This window comes from Halomonas sp. 1513 (assembly GCA_001971685.1).
GTDB lineage: Bacteria > Pseudomonadota > Gammaproteobacteria > Pseudomonadales > Halomonadaceae > Franzmannia.
The window spans coordinates 113,409-132,839 of the sequence record CP019326.1; the positions used below are offsets into that span (position 1 = coordinate 113,409).

Sequence of the window (19,431 nt, forward strand, 5' to 3'; positions counted from 1 at the left end):
CCATGCGTATTACCGATATTCGTGCCTCGATTCATGCCCTCAACGTCGATGTGCCCGGCGTCGAGGCGTCGGTGGAGCGCCGCGTGTTCGTATTCGTCGAGGTCGAGACCGACGCCGGTATTGGCGGGTTCGGTCTCACCGGAGCAATGCTGCCGGCGGCGGTGGTGGCCTGCATCGAGCATCACCTCAAGCCGGCACTGCTCGGCATGCCGGCGCTGTCGCGTGAGCGCATCCACGCCCACGTCTGGCGCAAGCTCAATATCCGTGGCTATACCGGGGTGATCTCCAATGCGCTGTCGGCCATCGACATCGCGCTGTGGGACATCTGGGGCAAGCAGGAGCAGCGCTCGGTGCACGAGCTGATCGGCGGCTACCGCGACTGGGCGCCGACCTACGCCACCTTCGGCTATCCGTTCTTCGATACCGACCAGCTCGCCGAGCACGCCAAGCGCTTCCTCGCCGATGGCCACCAGATGCTCAAGATGGTGGTGGGCGGCGATCCGTCTCGTACCTGGAAGGACGACGTGGAGCGGGTGCGCTGCGTGCGTGAGGCGATCGGCGACGACGCCGACCTGATCATCGACGCCAACTGCTGGTTCGATCCCTTCGAGGCGCGCCAGCTGGCCCAGGCGGTAGCCGACTGTCGGCTGCTGTGGTTCGAGGAGCCGATCCAGCAGAACGACGTGCGCGCGCTGGCCGATTTGCGCAACCAGGTGAGCATGCCGCTGGCGGTCGGCCAGATGGAGGGCAACCGCTGGCGCTACCGCGAGTTCATCGCCGAGCGCGCGGTGGACATCATCCAGCCCAACGTGATCTACAACGGCGGCTTCACCGAGTCGATCAAGGTCGCGCACATGGCCCAGGCCTTCAACATGCCGATGACCAACGGCGGCGGCTGGCCGATCTTCAACATGCATCTGCTGTGCGGCCTGATGAACGGCGGCGCGGTGGAGTTCCACTACGGCATCTGGCAGGTCGGCAAGCACTTCTTCCACGGCACCCCCGACCCCGAGAATGGCCGCATGCAATTGTCGGGCGCGCCGGGGCTAGGCTTTACGCCCAACCACGCTGCGCTCGAGGCGGCGCGCCTCGATGCGACCCAGCTCGCCACCTCGAGCAGCCACGATGCCCACGGCTATCGCCTGAGAGGCTGAGCGCGGCTCACTGCTCGATGCCGTTCTCCTTGAGCTTCGAGGCCAGGCGGTTGGCGACGCGGTCCATCTGGAAGGGGTCGACGCCCGGCAGCATGCGCCGGGCCTCGGCGAAGAGCGTGGCGGCCTTGGTGTGGCGGCCGGAGTAGATCAGCATGATCAGCGTGCCTTCGATCTGCTTCTCGGTATGGGCCGGGGCGTTCGGGTTGTCGCGTTTGCCGCTGCGGCTGCGGGAAATTCTCAAGGGCGGACTCTCACAAGGATTCGGTGATCGCCTCTCAAGCGGGCGTTTGACGTTAGATTATCGGTAATATCGGCCGCAGGGTCATTTACTTGATGATGTATATCGCTAACGCGGTGGCGCCGCCAGGCGTGCCAAGCGGTCGCCGAACAGGTAAGCCCCCAGTGCGGTCAGGATCAGCAGCGCGCCGACCACCATCGAGGCAGAAGGCTGTTCGGCGTTGAAGGCCATGCCCAGCCCCAGCGCCAGCACCGGGGTAATTAGCGTCACCAGGGCGACCGTGGCGGCGCTGAGGCGCGACAGGATCAGGTAATAGCACAGAAAGCCCAGCAGCGAACCGAATACCCCGAGGTAGAGCACCGACCACAGGCCGCGCTGGCTCAGCGAGACGCTCAGCGGCTCGCCGCTGACCAGCCACAGCACCGCGAAGCACGGCATGCTCAGCAGCAGCGCGCCGACGGTCTGGTTGAGCGGGTGCAGGCCGGCGGCCACGCGCTGCACGGCGATGCCGCTGCCGCTGAACAGCGTCACCGCAACGACCATCAGTGCCAGGGCGCCGAGCTGCTGGCGGCCGACCTGTAGCGAGTCGGCGAAGATCACCGCCAGCCCGACCACCCCCAGCACGCAGCCGATCCAGTGCCAGCGGGCCAGCTTGTTGGCGCCGGGCAGCAGCTGCAGCATCAGCCCCGAGAGCAGCGGGGCCAGGCCGAACATCACCGACATCAGCCCCGAGGCGAGGGTCTGGGAGGCGTGATAGCTCAGCGCCATGGCGCCAAACACCCCGGGCACCGCTGCGGTGTAGCTGGCCACGGCGCGCCTGGCCAGGCTCAGGCGCCGCCCGCTGGCGTAGAGGATCGCCAGCCCCAGCACCACCGCAATCGCCATGCGCAGCCATACGCTGCCCACCGGCGCGCCGGCTTCGGCGCTCCACTTGATGGCCAGCGGCGTAGTGGCCCACACCAGTACCACGATGAGATAGGCCGCTGAGGTGGGCATGGCATCCGTCCTTGGTAAGCTGAGCCGGCGGGACATGCTGCGCAGCAATGCGCGTCACAGCAGTGAATCCTCTCGATTGGTGCCCTCAGCATAACAAAAACCGCCGCCTCCTCCAGGGAGGCGGTGGTTGAAAGAAGATGCTCAGTGTTGGCCGGTAGCTTCCTTCATGACCCGCGGGTCGCGGCCGATCGGGTGGGGCTCGCCGCGGGCCTTGGCCAGATCGATCTGGCGCTGGCGCTCACGGGCGGCGGCGCGGGTCTTCTCGGGCAGCGAATCGATGCAGTGCGGGCAGCTCACCCCGGGCTCATAGGCGGCGGAGCGCATCTCCTCGACCGACACCGGCATGCGGCAGGCGTGGCACTGTTCGAAGTCGCCCTCGCTGAGGTCGTGTCGCACGGTGACGCGGTTGTCGAACACGAAGCACTCGCCGCGCCACAGCGACTGCGCCTCGGGCACCTTCTCGAGGTAGTTCAGCACCCCGCCCTTGAGGTGGTAGACCTCCTCGAAGCCCTCCTTGAGCATGAAGCTCGAAGCCTTCTCGCAGCGGATGCCGCCGGTGCAGAACATCGCCACCTTCTTGTGGCGGGCCGGATCGTAGTGACGGCGCACGTAGTCGGGAAACTCACGGAAGGTCGTGGTGCGAGGATCGATGGCGCCCTCGAAGCTGCCGATGGCGACCTCGTAGTCGTTGCGGGTATCGATCACCAGCACCTCGGGGTCGCTGATCACGTCGTTCCACTGCTCGGGCTCGACGTAGGTGCCCACCGTATCGTTGGGGTCGATATCGGGCACGCCGATGGTGACGATCTCGCGCTTCAGCTTGACCTTGGTGCGGTAGAAGGGCGGCTCGTCGCAGTACGACTCCTTGTGATCGATATCGGTCAGGCGCGGGTCGGCGGTGAGCCAGGCGAGCAGGGCATCGATGGCCTCGCGGCTGCCGGCCACGGTGCCGTTGATGCCTTCGCGGGCCAGTAGCAGGGTGCCCTTGACGCCGTGCGCGAGCATGGTCTGACGCAGCGGCTCGCGGAGTGCCTCGAAATCATCCAGGGTGACGAACTTGTACAACGCCGCGACCACGATCCGCGGCGAATCGACGCTTTCTTGCATGCTTGGCTCCTGGCTGTCGCCCTCGCAAAGGGCGGACCATGGGTTGAGGCGGGCATTCTACGACAGCACCACGGGCGCTGCATCTCCTGCCACCTGATCCAGGTCAAGCCGATACAAGAAGGCCTCGTCACCGGTGGTGACGAGGCCAGGTGGAACCGTGAGCAGCGGCTGGCTCAATCCTCGAAGTTGGTCTCCGAGTAGAGCACGCGCACGCGCAGGGTATGCTCGACCTGCTTGAGCGCCTTGAGCGCCTGTGCGCCGTAGGCCTTGTCGACGTCGATCACCACGTAGCCGACCTTCTCGTTGGTCTGCAGGTACTGGCCGGAGATGTTGATGCCGTTCTCCGACAGCACCCGGTTGATCTCGGACAGCACCCCGGGCACGTTGTCGTGAATGTGCAGCAGGCGGTGCTTGTCGGGGTGCGCGGGCAGCGCCACCTCGGGGAAGTTGACCGAGGTCACGGTGGTGCCGTTGTCGGAGTAGGTGATCAGCTTCTCGGAGACCTCGACGCCGATGTTCTCCTGGGCCTCGAGGGTCGAACCGCCGACATGGGGCGTGAGGATCACGTTGGGCAGGCCGCGCAGCGGGCTCTCGAACTCCTCGTTGTTGCCCTTGGGCTCGACCGGGAAGACATCGATGGCCGCCCCCAGCAGCTTGCCGGCCTTGAGCGCCTCGGCGAGCTCCTCGATCACCACTACGCTGCCGCGCGAGGCGTTGATCAGGATGCCGCCCTGCTTCATCAGGGCGATCTGCTCGCGGCCGATCATCCACTTGGTCGAGGGCAGCTCGGGGACGTGCAGGCTGACCACGTCGGCGCGCGCCAGCAGCTCCTCGAGGCTGGCCACCTGGCGGGCGTTGCCCATGCCCAGCTTGGTCACCACGTCGTAATAGATGACGTCGAAGCCCAGCGATTCGGCGAGCACCGAGAGCTGGGCGCCGATGCTGCCGTAGCCGACGATGCCCAGGGTCTTGCCGCGCGCCTCGTGGGAGTTCTTGGCCGACTTCAGCCAGCCGCCCTGGTGGGCGCGGGCGCTCTTCTCGGGGATGCCGCGCAGCAGCATGATCGCCTCGGCCAGCACCAGCTCGGCCACCGAGCGGGTATTGGAGTAGGGCGCATTGAATACCGGGATACCGCGGGTCAGCGCCGCCCCCAGATCGACCTGATTGGTACCGATGCAGAAACAGCCCACCGCGGCGAGCTTCTCGGCGGCATCGAACACCCGCTGGGTCAGTTGGGTGCGTGAGCGAATGCCGAGGAAGTGAACGTCGCGGATCTTGTCGATCAGCGTGTCCTCGTCCAGCGAGGTCGACAGGTGCTCGATGTTGGTATAACCGGCGTTGAGAAGGTTGTCCACTGCACTCTGGTGGACGCCCTCGAGCAGCAGAATCTTGATCTTGCTCTTGTCCAGGGAGGTTTTGGCCATCGTCGAATCAACCCTTTGTGCGGCGCAGCCGCTTGCTATCGGTATCGTGGTGAGCCTGTTGCAACAGGGTCGCTATCCTAGCACAGCAGGCTCGCGCCTCGGCCGGCGGCGGCGATGAAAATCCTGCGCCGTGACTATGAGCGGGCTGCATGTAGCGGCTGGCATAACCTGGGGCAGACGACCCCGGGGGTAGAGCGTGTATACTGTGGCATCATTTTCCCACGTGCGAAGAGCTACATACGCCATGGTCGATAGCCCGGCTGATATGCCCCCGGCGCCGCAGGATTTTGCCGCCACCCTCGAACGTCTCGAAGCGCTGGTCGCCCGGCTCGAGTCCGGCTCGCTGTCGCTGGAAGACTCGCTGGCCGCCTTCGAGCAGGGCGTGGGCCTGACCCGCGATGCCCAGCAGCGCCTCGATGCCGCCGAACTCAGGGTGCGCCAGTTGATCGAGCAGCCCGCCGGCGAGCTCGGCGAAGCGCCGTTCGACGCCGAAGGCCCGGCGCAGTGACGGCGGCACCGCTGACGCTGCGCCTCGTCGAGGACCGCGCGCGGGTCGATGGCTGCCTCGAGGCCCTGTGGCAAGCGCGGCGCCCCGTCGAGCCACGCCTCGAAGCGGCCATGCGCTACGCTGTATTGGGCGGCGGCAAGCGGCTGCGCCCAGTGCTGGTGTATGCCGCCGGGCGGGCGCTGGGGGCGGCGGATGTCGACCTCGACGCGCCGGCGGTGGCCATCGAGCTGATTCACGCCTATTCGCTGGCGCATGACGACCTGCCGGCGATGGACGACGACGACCTGCGCCGCGGTCAGCCCACGCTGCACAAGGCCTTCGACGAGGCTACCGCGATACTCGCCGGCGATGCCCTGCAGACGCTGGCCTTCGAGGTGCTGGCGGGTAGCGATTCGCCGCGCCTGGCGGCGCTGATGGGCACCCTGGCCAAGGCCGCCGGCCGCGACGGCATGGTTGCCGGCCAGGCGCTGGACCTGGCGGCGGTAGGCGGGCAACCCGATGTAGCCGCCCTGGCGCATATGCACTGCCATAAGACCGGTGCACTGATTTGTGCCGCGCTGCGCCTGGGGGGATTGATCGCCGTCGCCGAGGAGGATCCGCGGCTGGCGGCGCTGGTTGCCTATGGCGATGCCATCGGCCTGGCCTTTCAGATTCACGACGATGTGCTCGATGTCATCGGCGACACTCAGGTGTTGGGCAAGGCCTCCGGGGCCGACGCCGCACGCGACAAGCCGACTTACCCTAGCCTGCTCGGCCTCGATGGCGCCCGCGCCAAGGCCGACGGGCTGCTCGATGACGCCCTCGTGGCGCTGGCGCCGCTCGGTGAGCAAGGCGCGGCGCTTGCCGAGCTGGCGCGGTACATGATCGAGCGCGACCACTGACGACGGTATTCCATGAAGCTGTTCGACGAAATTCCCGCCGAGCGCCCGGCCACGCCGCTGCTCGACACGCTCGATACCCCGGCCGGGCTGCGTGCCATGAGTGCGGCCCAGCTGGCCCAGGTGGCCGATGAGCTGCGCGCCTATCTGCTCTACAGCGTGGGCTGCAGCGGGGGGCACTTCGGCGCCGGGCTCGGCGTGGTCGAGCTGACCGTGGCGCTGCACCACGCCCTGAGTACGCCGCATGACCGGCTGGTGTGGGACGTCGGTCATCAGGCCTACCCGCACAAGATCCTTACCGGGCGTCGCGAGGCGATGCTCGGCATTCGCCAGTACGGCGGCCTGGCGGCGTTTCCACGTCGTGCCGAGTCGGAGTACGACACCTTTGGCGTGGGCCACTCGAGCACCTCGATCTCGGCGGCACTGGGCATGGCCCTGGCCGCGCGCGCGCGCGGCGAGCGGCGGCGCGTCTGCGCGGTGATCGGCGACGGCGCGCTGACCGCCGGCATGGCCTTCGAGGCGCTGGCTCACGCCGGCCACGTCGACGCCAACCTACTGGTGGTGCTCAACGACAACGAGATGTCGATTTCCGAGAACGTCGGCGGCATTGCCAGCTATCTGGCGCGGATCCTGGCCAGCAAGCCCTATACCGCGATGCGCGAAAACAGCAAGCGTGTGCTGTCGCATCTGCCCGGCGCACTGGAGCTGGCGCGACGCACCGAAGAGCACATGAAGGGCATGATCAGTCCGGCCACTCTGTTCGAGGAGATGGGCTTCAACTATATCGGGCCCATCGACGGCCACGACCTCGACGCCCTGACCCATGCGCTGGGCAATATGCGCGACCTCGACGGTCCGCAGTTCCTGCACGTCAAGACGCGCAAGGGGCGTGGTTTCCAGCCCGCCGAGGCCGACCCCATTGGTTTCCATGCGATCACCAAGCTGGAGAAGGGCGCCGATACGCCGCCACCCGTCGCGCCGTCCAAGACGCTGAGCCGCGATGCAGCAGGCCCGGCGCCGCGCAGTGATCTACTGCGCCCGAAACCGCGCAAGTATTGCAACGTCTTCGGCGACTGGCTTTGCGATATGGCCGCCGCTGACGAGCGGCTGATCGGCATCACCCCGGCGATGCGCGAAGGCTCCGACCTGATTCGCTTCTCCCGGGAGTACCCCGAGCGCTACTTCGATGTGGCGATCGCCGAGCAGCATGCCGTGACGCTGGCAGCGGGGATGGCCTGCGAGGGCGCCAAGCCGGTAGTGGCGATCTACTCGACCTTCCTGCAGCGCGGCTACGACCAGCTGATACACGACGTGGCGGTGCAGCACCTCGATGTGACCTTCGCCATCGATCGCGCCGGGCTGGTCGGCGAGGATGGCCCCACCCACCACGGCAGCATGGATCTCTCCTTCCTGCGCTGTGTGCCAGGCATGGTGATCCTGGCCCCCGCCAACGAGGCCGAGTGCCGCGCCATGCTCAGCGCCGCCTATCGCCATCCGGGCCCGGCGGCGGTGCGCTACCCGCGGGGCACCGGGCCTGGCACCCAGATTCCCGAGCATCTCGAGCCGCTCGCTATCGGCCAGGCCGAGGCGCGGCGCCAGGGACGTGGCGTGGCGCTGTTGGCGTTTGGCAGCCTCAATGGCCCGGCCGCCGAGGTCGCCGAGCGGCTCGATGCCAGTCACCTCAATATGCGCTCGGTCAAGCCGCTGGATCGTGACGCCGTGCTGGCCGCGGCCCGCGAGCACGACCTGCTGGTGACCCTGGAGGAGAACGTGGTGGCCGGCGGCGCCGGCAGCGCGGTCAATGAGCTGCTGGTCGCCGAGGGCGTGGCGGCCGAAGTGCTCAACCTGGGCCTGCCCGACGCTTTCGTCGAGCACGGCAAGCCTGCTGAGCTGCTCGCCGAGTGCAGGCTGGACGCCGCGGGCATCGAGGCGGCGATTCTCCAGCGCCTGACGGGCGGCTAGTCCGCCACTCTCACAGCGCCTTACGTGGAATAGCAACGCCTCGGCTGTGAACTGCACCCCGAAAGTTGGACATCCAACCCAACCTTCGGGGTGTTTCTATGAGGAATCGATATAGCGAGCAGTTCAAGTGGCAGGTGGTGCAGCAATGTCTGCGCGTGGGGGGCAGCATAAAGGAGGTAGCCCGCCAGCTTGAGCTGGATTATTCCATGGTCCGGCGATGGCTGGAGCATTACCGGCAGCATGGTCCTTCAGGGTTACGCCAGACGCGCCACCACTACGGCTCATCGTTCAAGCGTGAGGTGCTGGAAAGGATGTGGCGCGACGGCTTGTCGATCCGTCAGGCCGAGGCCCTGTTTGATATCCGTGCCGCTGGCGCTATTGGCAGATGGGAACGCCAATATCATAGTGGGGGTCTGACCGCGTTAGCCCCAAAGCGTAAGGGACGCCGCCCCATGCCCCAGAAGCCCCCATCACCGCCCAAGCCTTGCGCCGATGAGGAGCGCTCCCATGAGGAACTGCTCGAGGAACTGGCCTATCTACGGGCAGAGAATGCCTACTTAAAAAAGCTCGATGCCTTGATCCAGGAAAAGCGGGCGACGACGCGGGGCAAAAAGCCCAAGCCGTCCAAGGATTAAGGCATGAGCACTCACTGGCGCTGCTGCTGCGTGCGGCCGAGCTGCCGCGCAGCACGTTCTACTACCAGATCAAGGCCTTGGACGCTGACGATCGGTACGCGGCTCTGAAGGCGCGTATCCGGGCGATCTACGACCGCCACAAAGGGCGCTATGGCTACCGTCGCATCACCTCCGTTCTGCGGCAGGCAGGTGAGGCGATCAACCACAAGACCGTCCAGCGGTTGATGCAACAGCTAGGCTTGAAGTCCCTGGTTCGCCCTAAGCGGTATCGTGCCTACCGAGGCGCGGAAGGCTACGCCGCCCCGAATACGTTGCAGCGTCGGTTTCAGGCTCAGCGTCCCCATCAACGGTGGGTGACAGACATCACCGAATTCAAGGTCAATGGCCAGAAGCTCTACCTGTCACCGGTCATGGATCTATATAACGGAGAGATCATTGCCTTCCAGACAGGGCCACGCCCGGTGTTCGACCTGGTGAAGGGTATGCTCAAGAAAGCCTTTAGCAGGCTGATCGCGGGGGACCGGCCGCTGCTCCACTCGGATCAGGGCTGGCATTATCGCCACCCCAGATATCGCCGCCTAGTGGTGGAGAAGCGGATACTCCGTAGCATGTCACGGAAAGGGAACTGTCTGGACAATGCTGCGATGGAGAGCTTCTTCGGCACCCTGAAGGCTGAATACTTCCATTTGAACCGGTTCGACACCATAGAGCAGCTGCAGCAAGGCCTCGACCGTTACATCCATTACTACAACCACGAGCGTATCAAGATGAAATTAAAAGGCCTGAGCCCTGTGCAGTACAGGACTCAGGCCTTGAGCGCCGACTGAATGAGCCGTCCAACTATTGGGGGTCAGTTCACCCTTGGTCGGGGCGTTCTTACGTTTATCGTAAGGCGACGTTATGGATGAGGTTTGGCGACGAAATTACCGCCACTTTATGTAAGACATATCTGACATTTAATGTAGTCAACATCGATGAGACGGTGATGGCGACTGCTATAAAATGCGCGAAAAATCAGGAAAGATTGCCGATATAAAGGGCATTGGCACCTATCGTGCTTCCTCTCTGCTTCGCACTTCGGCCCCTTGGCAGGCCGTTACCCCCTCTGGATTGCCCGTCGGCGTCTGCCTACCCTCGCGCCCTCGATACAAGATTATTCAGGGTTCACCGCAGGGGGTCGCAGCATGGCGAAGGAAGGGACCGTCGCGCCGAAAGAGCGCATCAATATCAAATACGTGCCTGCCACTGGCGATCAGCAGGCCGAAACCGAGCTGCCGCTGAAGCTACTGGTGGTCGGCGACTTCAAGGGCGGTACCGAAGAGACGCCGATCGAAGAGCGTGATGCGGTCTCGGTCGACAAGAACAACTTCCAGTCGGTGATGCGTGAGGCCGGGCTCGGCCTGCAGGCCAGCGTGCCCAATCGTCTCACCGATGGTGATGACGCCGCCGATCTGGCGGTGGATCTCGAATTCAAGTCGCTCAGCGACTTTGCCCCGGACAGCGTGGCCCGCCAGGTGCCTGAGTTGCGCAAGCTGGTCGAGCTGCGCGAGGCGCTGGTCGCCCTCAAGGGGCCGCTGGGCAACGTGCCGGCGTTCCGTGACCGGCTGCAGAAGCTGCTGGAGAGCGAGGATGCGCGCCAGCAGTTGCTCGCCGAGCTCGAGCTGCTCGACGGCGAGGCCAAGGGCGACAGCTGATTTTTTCGCTGGCGCCCTAGGGCGCCGCGATCATCCATGAATTCGAGGCATAGTGATGAGTGATACGGCACAGCAGCAGGGCCAGGCCGCCGAGGCCGTGGCCGAGGAATCCCTACTCGACCAGGTCATGGCGCAGACGCGCATGGCACCGGCCGACGAGGGCTACGACGTCGCCAAGCAGGGCGTGGCGGCCTTTATCGCCGAGCTGCTCAACAGCGACAGCGAGGCCCCTCAGGTCAACAAGTCCGTGGTCGACCGCATGATCGTCGAGCTCGACCGCAAGATCGGCGGCCAGGTCGACGAGATTCTCCACGACCAGGGCTTTCAGCAGATCGAGTCGGCCTGGCGCGGCCTCAAGCTGCTGGTGGATCGCACCGACTTCCGCGAGAACATCAAGCTCGACCTGCTGCATGCCACCAAGGAGGAGCTGCTCGAAGACTTCGAGTTCGCTCCGGAGCTGAGCCAGAGCGGCCTCTACCAGCACGTCTACGCCTCGGGCTACGGGCAGTTCGGCGGCGAGCCGGTGGGCGGCATCATCGGCCACTACGACTTCTCGCCCTCGACCCCCGATATCAAGCTGCTGCAGTACACCTCGGCGGTGGGGGCGATGGCTCACGCGCCCTTCCTGTCCTCGGTGGCGCCCAGCTTCTTCGGTGTCGACAGCTTCGAGGAGCTGCCCAATATCAAGGACTTCAAGGCAATCTTCGAAGGGCCCAAGTACGCCCGCTGGCGCAGCCTGCGCGAGTCGGAAGACGCCCGCTACCTGGGCCTGACCGCGCCGCGCTTCCTGCTGCGCATGCCCTACGACCCGGTCGAGAACCCGGTCAAGAGCTTCAACTATCGCGAAACCGTCAGCGAGAACCACGAGCACTATCTGTGGGGCAACACCGCCTACCTGCTCGCCGAGCGCCTCACCGACAGCTTCGCCAAGTACCGCTGGTGCCCCAATATCATCGGTCCGCAGAGCGGCGGCGCCGTCGAGAACCTGCCGGTGCATACCTATGAGGCGCTGGGGCAGATCCAGGCCAAGATTCCCACCGAGGTGCTGGTCACCGACCGGCGCGAGTTCGAGATGGCCGAAGAGGGCTTCATCTCGCTGACCATGCGCAAGGGCAGCGACAACGCCGCCTTCTTCTCCGCCAACTCGGTGCAGAAGCCCAAGGTCTTCCCCAACACCGCCGAGGGCAAGGCCGCCGAGACCAACTTCAAGCTCGGCACCCAGCTGCCCTACATGTTCATCATCAATCGCCTGGCGCACTACATCAAGGTGCTGCAGCGCGAGCAGATCGGCTCCTGGAAGGAGCGCCAGGACCTCGAGCGCGAGCTCAACGCCTGGATCCGCCAGTACGTCGCCGACCAGGAGAACCCGCCGGCCGACGTGCGCAGCCGCCGGCCGCTGCGCGCCGCCTCGATCCAGGTTTCCGACGTCGAGGGCGAGCCGGGCTGGTACCAGGTCTCGCTCGCCGTGCGCCCGCACTTCAAGTACATGGGCGCCAACTTCGAGCTGTCGCTGGTCGGGCGTCTCGACAAGGAATAAGAGGAGCGCCACCGCCATGGCTGATGAGATTGGCGGCGTGCTCGGAAGCCGGCTGTTCGAGCGCCTCGCGGCGCCCGAACGGGCCGCTGCAGCAGGGGAAACTGGCCTGGCCGAGGCCGTTGAGTCGATCAAGCGCCACCTGGTGGATCTGCTCAACAGCCACCCGGGGCACAGTGAATGTGCCCCGGCGCTGGGCCTGCTCGACTTCAATGACGCGACCATCGGCGTGCTCGATCTGGAGCTCAACATCCAGCGTGCGATACGCCAGTGCATCGAGCGCTTCGAGCCCCGGGTGCGTCGCGTCGAGGTCGAGTCGGTGCCCAATCGGGGCGACCCCCTGCAGCTGCACTTCCAGGTACACGCCACCCTGGCGCTGGGCCGCGAGAACGCCCAGACCACCATCGATCTGCTGCTCAATAACAAGCGCTATCAGTGCCTTGATTGATCGCCGTTGCCAGCGAGGCTTGCATGCTCAATCGTTATTATCGGGACGAGCTCAACTTCTTGAAGCGCCAGGGGCGGGAGTTTGCCGAGGGCAATCCCGGCCTGAGCCGCTTCCTGTCCGAGCGTAGCACCGACCCCGACGTCGAGCGGTTGCTGGAGGGCTTCGCCTTCCTCACCGGGCGCATGCGCGAGAAGGTCGAGGATGAGTTTCCCGAGCTGACGCACTCGCTGCTTGGCATGCTGTGGCCCAACTACCTGCGCCCGGTGCCAAGCATGACGGTGGTGCAGTTCACGCCAACCTGGCATGCGCTGAGCGCCAGCCAGCGGGTGCCGCGGGGCACTGCCCTGGCCAGCCGCCCGGTGGAGGGCACGGCGTGCCGCTTTCGCACCTGCCACGAGGTGGCGCTCTATCCCCTGGCCCATGCCGGGGTCGAGGCGCGTCATTCGCGGGAGTCCTCGATCGTCGAACTGGCGCTGGACGTGCACAGCGACCAGCCGCTGGATGCCCTGGGGGTCGACGACCTGCGCCTGCACCTGGGCGGCGATGGCTACACGGCGCGTACGCTCTACCTGTGGCTGAGCCACTACCTGGCGCGCCTCGAACTGGAGGTGGACGGCCAGCTGGTGCCCTTGCCCAGCAAGCTGCTCCAGCCGGTGGGCTTCTCCCGCGAGGATGCGCTGCTGCCCTATCCGCGTAACGTCTATCAGGGCTACCGCATCCTGCAGGAGTACCTCTGCTTCCCCGAGGCGTTCCAGTTCTTCGATCTGGTCGGCCTGGGGGATCACCTGCCGGCGCGGCATGCCGGGCGGGTCACGCTGCGGCTGGTGTTCTCGCGCACCCTGCCGGCAGATGCCAGGGTCCGCGACGAGCATCTGGCACTCTACTGCACGCCGGCCATCAACCTGTTTTCCCACGACGCCGATCCGGTCGATCTCAGCGGCGAGCGCAGTGAATATCGTATCCATCCCAGTAGCCGCTACCCGTCGCACTTCGAAGTGTTCAGCGTCGATGCGGTACACGGCTGGCTGGAGAGCGACGCGGGCAAGGTGCGCGGCGAGCCGCGCAACTATGTGCCGTTCGAGAGCTTTCAGCATCAGATCGAGCGCGACCGCCAGCGCGAGGCGCTCTACTACCGGGTGCGCGTGCGCGACAGCCTGCGCGGCGACGGCTTCGACCACGACATCGCCTTCGTGCGCGGCGACGAACGCGCCTGCCTGGGCCTGCGCGAGACCGTCTCGCTGCGCCTGACCTGCAGCAACCGCGAGCTGCCCGAGCGCCTCACGGTGGGCGATATCTGCGTGCCCACCGAGGACAGCCCGGCCTATGCCGGCTTTCGCAATATCACCCGGCCGACACCGGCGCTGCGCCCGACCCTCGACGGCAGCCTGCTGTGGACCCTGATCTCCAACCTGTCGCTCAACTACCTGTCGCTGCTCGAGCGCGACGCCCTGTGCTCGGTGCTGCGCGCCTACGACTTCCGGGCACTGGTCGACCGCCAGGCCGAGCGGGTCGCCCAGAAGCGCCTGGCCGGGATCGTGGCGATCGAGACGACGTCCATCGACCGCCTGGCGCGGGGCTTGCCGGTACGCGGGCTGCGCTCGGTGATGACCCTCGACCAGGAGGCGTTCGGCGACGAGGGCAGCCTGTATCTGTTCGGCAGCGTGCTGGCGCGATTCTTTTCGCTCTACGCCAGCATCAACTCGTTCCATGAGCTGCACGTCATCAATCGCCACAACCGCGAGCGCTACACATGGACCTTGCAGTCGGGACAACAGCCACTGATGTAGCGCTGGCGCCCCTGCTGCGAGGGGCCCGCCGCTACGACTTCTACCAGCTCGTCGAGCTGCTGCACCGCCACCATGAGGATGACCTCGAGGCTGGTGGGGGCGGTAGCGTGGCCGAACGGGTGCGCTACCGGGCCTCGGCGTCGCTGGGCTTTCCCGGTAGCGACGTGGTGGCCCTGGCGCCGACCGCGGCGGGCCACTACGACCTGGAGGTGAGCTTCTTCGGCCTGCAGGGCGCCCAGTCGCCGCTGCCCGGCTACTACCTCGAGACGCTGGCCCACGAGGCCGCCCACCGCGAAGGGGTGGCCGGGGACTTTCTCGATTTCTTCAACCACCGCCTGCTGACCCTGGTGCACCGCAGCTGGCGCAAGTATCGCCACTACGTGCGCTACCAGGATGGTGCCCGCGACGGCTTCTCGGCGGCGGTGTTCGCGCTGGTCGGCCTGGCCGACGGCGAGCTGCGCGGCGAGACGCCGATCAACTGGAGCAAGATGCTGGCCTATGCCGGCCTGCTGGCCGGGCGCTCGCGCTCCCCGGAGGTGGTCAGCAGCGTGGTCGGCCACTGCTTCGATCTCGACGGCGTGGAGGTCGAGGAGTGGGTGATGCGCTGGGTCGAGATCCCCGCGGACCAGCGCAGCCGCAGCGGCATGAGCGGCATGACCCTGGGCCAGGACATGGTCGCCGGCGAGCGGGTCGCGGATGTCGGCGGCAAGTTCGCGCTATGCCTGCGCGGCCTGAGCCTCGAGCGCTTTCGCGATTTCCTGCCCGACGGCTGTGAGCACGCGCCGCTCAAGACGCTGGTCGACTTCGTGCTGCGTGAGCCGCTCGCCTACGACCTCGAGCTGGAGCTGCTGGAGAGCGCGGTGCGCCCCATGCGACTCGGCGAGGCCGGCAGCTGCCAGCTCGGCTGGACCACCTTCGTCAATCCCGAATCCGGCGGCGCCGCGCGGCGCCGCCGAGTGCGCATCCAGATGACAGGTTAATGCCCATGCACGCGACCCGACACTCGGCCATCACCCTGGTGGTCACCAACAGCGAGCGCCTCGAGGGGCGCTCGACCAGCAGCCACGTGTTCCACGAGGCGGGCGGCACCCTGGGCAGCGGCGGCAGCGACGACTGGCTGCTGCAGGACCACGCCGGGCGCATCCAGCCGGGCCACGCCCAGCTGCAGCGCCAGGACGGGCGCTTCTGCCTGGTCGACCGCAGCGGCCAGACCTTCGTCAATCACGCCACCCTGCCGGTCGGCCGCGACCGGCGAGTCGCGCTACGCGACGGCGATGAGCTGCTGGTCGGCGAGTACCGGCTGCGGGTTCACCTCGGCGACCGCCAGGCGGCCCAGCCCGGCGCCCAGCCGCTGGCGGCACTGGTCACCGAGGAGCAGGAGGCGCTGGACGGCAGCGGGGCGCCGCTCAAGCAGGCCGCCCCGGCGCGCCATGACGATCCGCTCGAGGCGCTCGGCGAGTCGACCCCGGGAGCGCGGCAGCGCGACCCGCTCAGCGCGCTGGCCGACCCGGCCGGCGACGACGAGACGGTAATCGATGTGCTCGACAGCGCCTGGGACGAGACCCAAGCCCCGGGCGACAGGGCATATGACCTACACGATCGGCGTCAGGCGGCGATGCGCATGCCGGCCATCAAACAACGCGAGGAGACGGGCATGGACAGGAGTACGCAAATGGATGAACGGCTGCTGGACGATCTGGAGCGCTCGGTGGGCGAGCAGCTCGAGGACCGCTGGCAGGAGCCGGCCCCCTCGGCGGCAGGGCACGTCGGCGCCGATCCGCTGCTGCGCGCCATGGGCGCCGAGCTGCGCTTTCGCGACACGACCGAGCAGCAGGCCTTCCTGCAGGAAGCCGGCAACACGCTGCGCGCGGCCATCGAAGGCTTGCAGGCGCTGCACCAGGCCCAGGACGACAGCCGCTACCCGCTGCGCGACCGCCGCCTGCAGCCCATCGAGGACAACCCGCTGCGCCTGGGCCAGCCCTACCGCGAGACCGTCTCCACCCTGTTTGCCGCCAAGCGCAGCCCGGTGCACCTCTCGGCGCCGGCGGCGGTGGCCGAGTGCCTGACCCACCAGGGCCAGCACCAGGCGGCGGTGGAGGATGCCATCGGCGAGGCGCTGCAGGCGATTCTCTCGGCCTTCGCTCCCGAGGCGCTGCTCAAGCGTTTTCATGCATACCGCGGCGCCGGCAGCCGGGTCGAGGACGAAGGCGGCTGGGCCTGGGACATGTACCGCCACTACTTCCAGGAGCTCAACTCCGGGCGCCAGCAGGGCTTCGAGAAGCTGTTCTGGGAAGTCTTCGAGCAGGCCTATGACCAGTCGGTGCGTCGCCAGCAGCGGGAGGGAGCATGACTCATCTGACCTCCCGCTACGCCGGCTGGTGCTGCCTGGTACTGGTCGCCCTGCTGCTCAGCGGCTGCGCCTCGACCCGTGAGGCCGGCAGCAAGACCTGGCAGGTGCTGCGCGATCCGTCGATACCGGTGGGCTACCCCGAGGATCGCCCGACGCGGGTCGACCTGGCGATGATCGCCGAGCCCGACGTCAATCCCAACGTTGACGGCGAGGGCACGCCGCTGCGCTTCCAGATCCTCCAGCTCAAGGACGACTCGATGCTCATGGCCGCCGACCTCGGCCAGCTGCGCGACGACCTGGAGGAGGCGCTGGGCACCAACTACCTGACCCACGACGACTTCACCCTGCTCCCCGGGCAGTGGAAGTTCTACGAGCCGTTCGAGGTCGACGAAGAGACGCGCTATATCGGCCTCATCGCCTTCTACGCCAACACCGAAGAGGCGGAGTGGAAGAAGGTGGTCAAGGTGCAGTCGCGGGGCCAGCACTATCACCTGCTGGTGCATCTGCGCGCCCTGGAAGCCGAGCTGAGGAAGGAAGACTGATGGCCAGCCGCAACCGAGTGGTCTGGAGTGAGGGGCTGTTCATCAAGCCGCAGCACTTCCAGCAGCAGCAGCGCAGCCTCGAGGGGCTGGTCGACATGCGCCTGCGAGGGGTCAGTCATGACCTCTACGGCTTTCTGACGCTGGAGCTCAACGCCGAATTTCTCAGCTTCGGGCGCGTCGCCATCAGCCGCGCCAGCGGAGTGATGCCCGACGGCACTGCCTTCCAACTGCCGGATGACGACATCGAGCCTGCGCCGCTGGAGATCGACGACGCCTCGATCACCAATCAGGTAGTCTACCTGGGCCTGCCGCTGGCCACCGATGCGGTGGGCGAAGTGCACTGGCCCGACGACGCGCTGCCGGCGCGCTACCGCGCCTCGACCCGCCAGGTGCGCGACCTGCACTCCCGCGACGGCGACCACGCCGATCTCGAAGTGGCGCGGGTGGCGCCGCGGCTGCTGCTCGAGCGCGACGACCGCAGCGCCTACGCCTGCCTGGCGGTGGCGCGCATCGTCGAGCGGCGCGCCGACGGCAGCCTGGTACTCGATGACCCGTTCCTGCCGACCCTGCTCAACGTCCAGGCCGCCAGCGGCCTGCAGCGCTTCGTCGGCGAGATGGCCGGGCTGATGCGCGAGCGCGCCCGCAATATCTCGCAGCGCCTGGCCACGCCGCACCAGACCGGCGTCGCCGACGTCTCGGATTTCATGCTGCTGCAGCTGCTCAACCGCGCCCAGCCGCGCTTCCAGCATCTGGCGCGGCTCGGCCAGCTGCACCCCGAGCGGCTCTACGACGCCATGCTCGAGACCGCCAGCGAGCTGGTCACCTTCACCGACGAATCGCGGCTGCCGCCGGAGTTTCCGGCCTACGACCACGATCACCCCGAGCGCGCCTTCCGACCGCTGATGCAGAGCCTGCGCCAGTCGCTGTCGACGGTGCTCGAGCCGCGCGCGCTGGCCATCCAGCTGCAGTCGCGGCGCTTCGGCCTGCTAGTGGCGCCGCTCTCGGACCCGAGCCTGCTCGACGCCGCCGACTTCATTCTCGCGGTGCGTGCCGACATGCCCCACGAACGGCTGCGCAAGCTGTTCCTGCAGCAGACCAAGGTTGCCAGCGTCGAGCGCATTCGCGATCTCATCAGCCTGCAGCTGCCCGGGGTGCCGCTGACGCCGCTGCCGGTGGCGCCGCGTGAGCTGCCCTATCACGCCGGCTACAGCTACTTCCAGCTCGACCGCCAGAGCCAGGCCTGGCAGATGCTCGACGGGGCCAGCGGCTTCGCCTTCCACGTGGCAGGCGACTTCCCTGGATTGGAAATGCAGTTCTGGGCGATCAGGAGCTAAGCATGCAAGACCTCACGATGACAGGCAGCAACGCTGCACAGGACCGCTACAGTCCGCTACGCCACGAAGATCGTATCGACAACAAGGGCCTCGATCAGCTGATCCACAGCCACGCCGAGCATCTCGATGCCGACGAGGACTACTGGTTCCGGCTGCGCGGCCACAGCCTCAACCCGCTGGTGGATGCGGCGAGCTCGCTGCTGGGCATGGTGGTGCGGGTACGCCAGCTCGACAGCATGGATGACATCGAGCGGCTCTACCGCCAGGTGGTCGACGAGATCGCCGCGATCGAGGTCGAGCTCACCGAGCAGGGCTACGACCGTCCGACGCTGCTCGCCTACCGCTACGTGCTCTGCTCGTTCATCGACGAAGCGGTGATGGGCAGCGACTGGGGCCAGCAGAGCGCCTGGGCGGAGCACTCGCTGCTGACCCGCTTCCACAACGAGACCTGGGGCGGCGAGAAGGTCTTCTCGATCCTCGCCCGCCTGCAGCAGGAGCCGCAGCGCTACCGCGACATGCTGGCCTTCATCTACCTCTGCCTGTGCCTGGGCTTCGAAGGGCGCTACCGCGTCATGACCCAGGGTCGCGAGGAGTACGAGCAGGTGGTGCGTGCCCTGGGCGACCAGCTGGCGGCCCTCGGCGAAGCGCCGGACGACATGCTCACCCGGCCGCTCGACAACGTGGTGCGCGGTCGCCGCCGCGGCGGCCGTGGCCTGCCGATATGGGCGATCTTCGCGCTGTTTGGCGTGGCCATGGTGGGCGTCTATCTGGGGCTCGCCTGGTCCCTCGACCAGCAGGCCGGCCAGGTCAGTGCCTTGCTCGATCAGATTCATCGTTAGG

19 protein-coding genes are annotated in these 19,431 nt (G+C 66.7%); 15 read left to right on the plus strand and 4 right to left on the minus strand.

Annotated features, from left to right (window positions below; genetic code table 11):
* Positions 1–2: 2 nt before the first annotated feature.
* Complete coding sequence (locus BWR19_00525; GenBank protein ID APX91558.1) at positions 3–1,154, plus strand: mandelate racemase/muconate lactonizing protein; 1,152 nt, start codon at positions 3–5, stop codon at positions 1,152–1,154.
* 7 nt (positions 1,155–1,161) lie between these two features.
* Here the strand turns inward: BWR19_00525 and BWR19_00530 are convergent, their stop codons facing one another.
* The 4 genes from BWR19_00530 to BWR19_00545 all read right to left on the minus strand — a co-directional run bounded on the left by BWR19_00530 (position 1,162) and on the right by BWR19_00545 (position 4,919).
* Positions 1,162–1,395, minus strand: coding sequence for a hypothetical protein (locus BWR19_00530; GenBank protein ID APX91559.1), 234 nt, complete (start codon positions 1,393–1,395; stop codon positions 1,162–1,164).
* A gap of 105 nt (positions 1,396–1,500) precedes the next feature.
* The gene (locus tag BWR19_00535) at positions 1,501–2,388 is read right to left on the minus strand and encodes a hypothetical protein (GenBank protein APX91560.1); all 888 of its coding nucleotides are present in this window, start codon (positions 2,386–2,388) and stop codon (positions 1,501–1,503) included.
* 141 nt (positions 2,389–2,529) lie between these two features.
* Positions 2,530–3,495 (minus strand): hypothetical protein, encoded by a 966-nt coding sequence (locus tag BWR19_00540; GenBank protein APX91561.1) that lies wholly within the window; start codon positions 3,493–3,495, stop codon positions 2,530–2,532.
* Between the two features lie 173 nt (positions 3,496–3,668).
* On the minus strand, positions 3,669–4,919 hold the full coding sequence (locus BWR19_00545; GenBank protein APX91562.1) for a D-3-phosphoglycerate dehydrogenase: 1,251 nt from the start codon (positions 4,917–4,919) through the stop codon (positions 3,669–3,671).
* A 265-nt stretch (positions 4,920–5,184) separates the two neighbouring features.
* On the opposite strand from BWR19_00545, the gene BWR19_00550 reads away from it, so the two are divergent.
* The 14 genes from BWR19_00550 (at position 5,185) to BWR19_00615 (ending at position 19,430) form a co-directional block, all read left to right on the plus strand.
* A complete protein-coding gene (locus tag BWR19_00550) occupies positions 5,185–5,427 on the plus strand; it encodes an exodeoxyribonuclease VII small subunit (GenBank protein ID APX94839.1) in 243 nt (80 codons plus the stop codon).
* On the plus strand, positions 5,424–6,308 hold the full coding sequence (locus BWR19_00555; GenBank protein ID APX91563.1) for a geranyl transferase: 885 nt from the start codon (positions 5,424–5,426) through the stop codon (positions 6,306–6,308). Before BWR19_00550 ends, BWR19_00555 begins: the two co-directional genes overlap by 4 nt.
* Positions 6,309–6,320: 12 nt before the next feature.
* Positions 6,321–8,267 (plus strand): 1-deoxy-D-xylulose-5-phosphate synthase, encoded by a 1,947-nt coding sequence (locus tag BWR19_00560; GenBank protein ID APX91564.1) that lies wholly within the window; start codon positions 6,321–6,323, stop codon positions 8,265–8,267.
* A gap of 98 nt (positions 8,268–8,365) precedes the next feature.
* Positions 8,366–8,902, plus strand: a complete 537-nt coding sequence (locus BWR19_00565; GenBank protein ID APX91565.1) for a transposase — start codon at positions 8,366–8,368, stop codon at positions 8,900–8,902.
* A gap of 20 nt (positions 8,903–8,922) precedes the next feature.
* Complete coding sequence (locus tag BWR19_00570; protein ID APX91566.1) at positions 8,923–9,729, plus strand: transposase; 807 nt, start codon at positions 8,923–8,925, stop codon at positions 9,727–9,729.
* Between the two features lie 357 nt (positions 9,730–10,086).
* Positions 10,087–10,596 (plus strand): type VI secretion system-associated protein, encoded by a 510-nt coding sequence (locus tag BWR19_00575; protein ID APX91567.1) that lies wholly within the window; start codon positions 10,087–10,089, stop codon positions 10,594–10,596.
* 55 nt (positions 10,597–10,651) lie between these two features.
* Positions 10,652–12,133 (plus strand): type VI secretion protein, encoded by a 1,482-nt coding sequence (locus BWR19_00580; protein ID APX91568.1) that lies wholly within the window; start codon positions 10,652–10,654, stop codon positions 12,131–12,133.
* A 16-nt stretch (positions 12,134–12,149) separates the two neighbouring features.
* Entirely contained in the window at positions 12,150–12,578 is a 429-nt protein-coding gene (locus tag BWR19_00585; protein ID APX91569.1) for a type VI secretion protein, read from the plus strand.
* 23 nt (positions 12,579–12,601) lie between these two features.
* The gene (locus tag BWR19_00590; GenBank protein ID APX91570.1) at positions 12,602–14,365 is read left to right on the plus strand and encodes a type VI secretion protein; all 1,764 of its coding nucleotides are present in this window, start codon (positions 12,602–12,604) and stop codon (positions 14,363–14,365) included.
* Positions 14,329–15,345 (plus strand): hypothetical protein, encoded by a 1,017-nt coding sequence (locus tag BWR19_00595; GenBank protein APX91571.1) that lies wholly within the window; start codon positions 14,329–14,331, stop codon positions 15,343–15,345. Before BWR19_00590 ends, BWR19_00595 begins: the two co-directional genes overlap by 37 nt.
* Before the next feature lie 5 nt (positions 15,346–15,350).
* Positions 15,351–16,715, plus strand: a complete 1,365-nt coding sequence (locus tag BWR19_00600; protein APX94840.1) for a hypothetical protein — start codon at positions 15,351–15,353, stop codon at positions 16,713–16,715.
* The gene (locus BWR19_00605; protein APX91572.1) at positions 16,712–17,257 is read left to right on the plus strand and encodes a type VI secretion system-associated lipoprotein; all 546 of its coding nucleotides are present in this window, start codon (positions 16,712–16,714) and stop codon (positions 17,255–17,257) included. The genes BWR19_00600 and BWR19_00605 overlap by 4 nt, the downstream gene beginning before the upstream one ends.
* Positions 17,257–18,591: a type VI secretion system-associated protein gene (locus BWR19_00610; protein APX91573.1), complete on the plus strand. Its 1,335-nt coding sequence runs from the start codon at positions 17,257–17,259 to the stop codon at positions 18,589–18,591. Before BWR19_00605 ends, BWR19_00610 begins: the two co-directional genes overlap by 1 nt.
* Positions 18,592–18,692: 101 nt before the next feature.
* Positions 18,693–19,430, plus strand: a complete 738-nt coding sequence (locus BWR19_00615) for a type IV secretion protein DotU (protein APX94841.1) — start codon at positions 18,693–18,695, stop codon at positions 19,428–19,430.
* The last annotated feature ends 1 nt before the right edge of the window (position 19,431 follow it).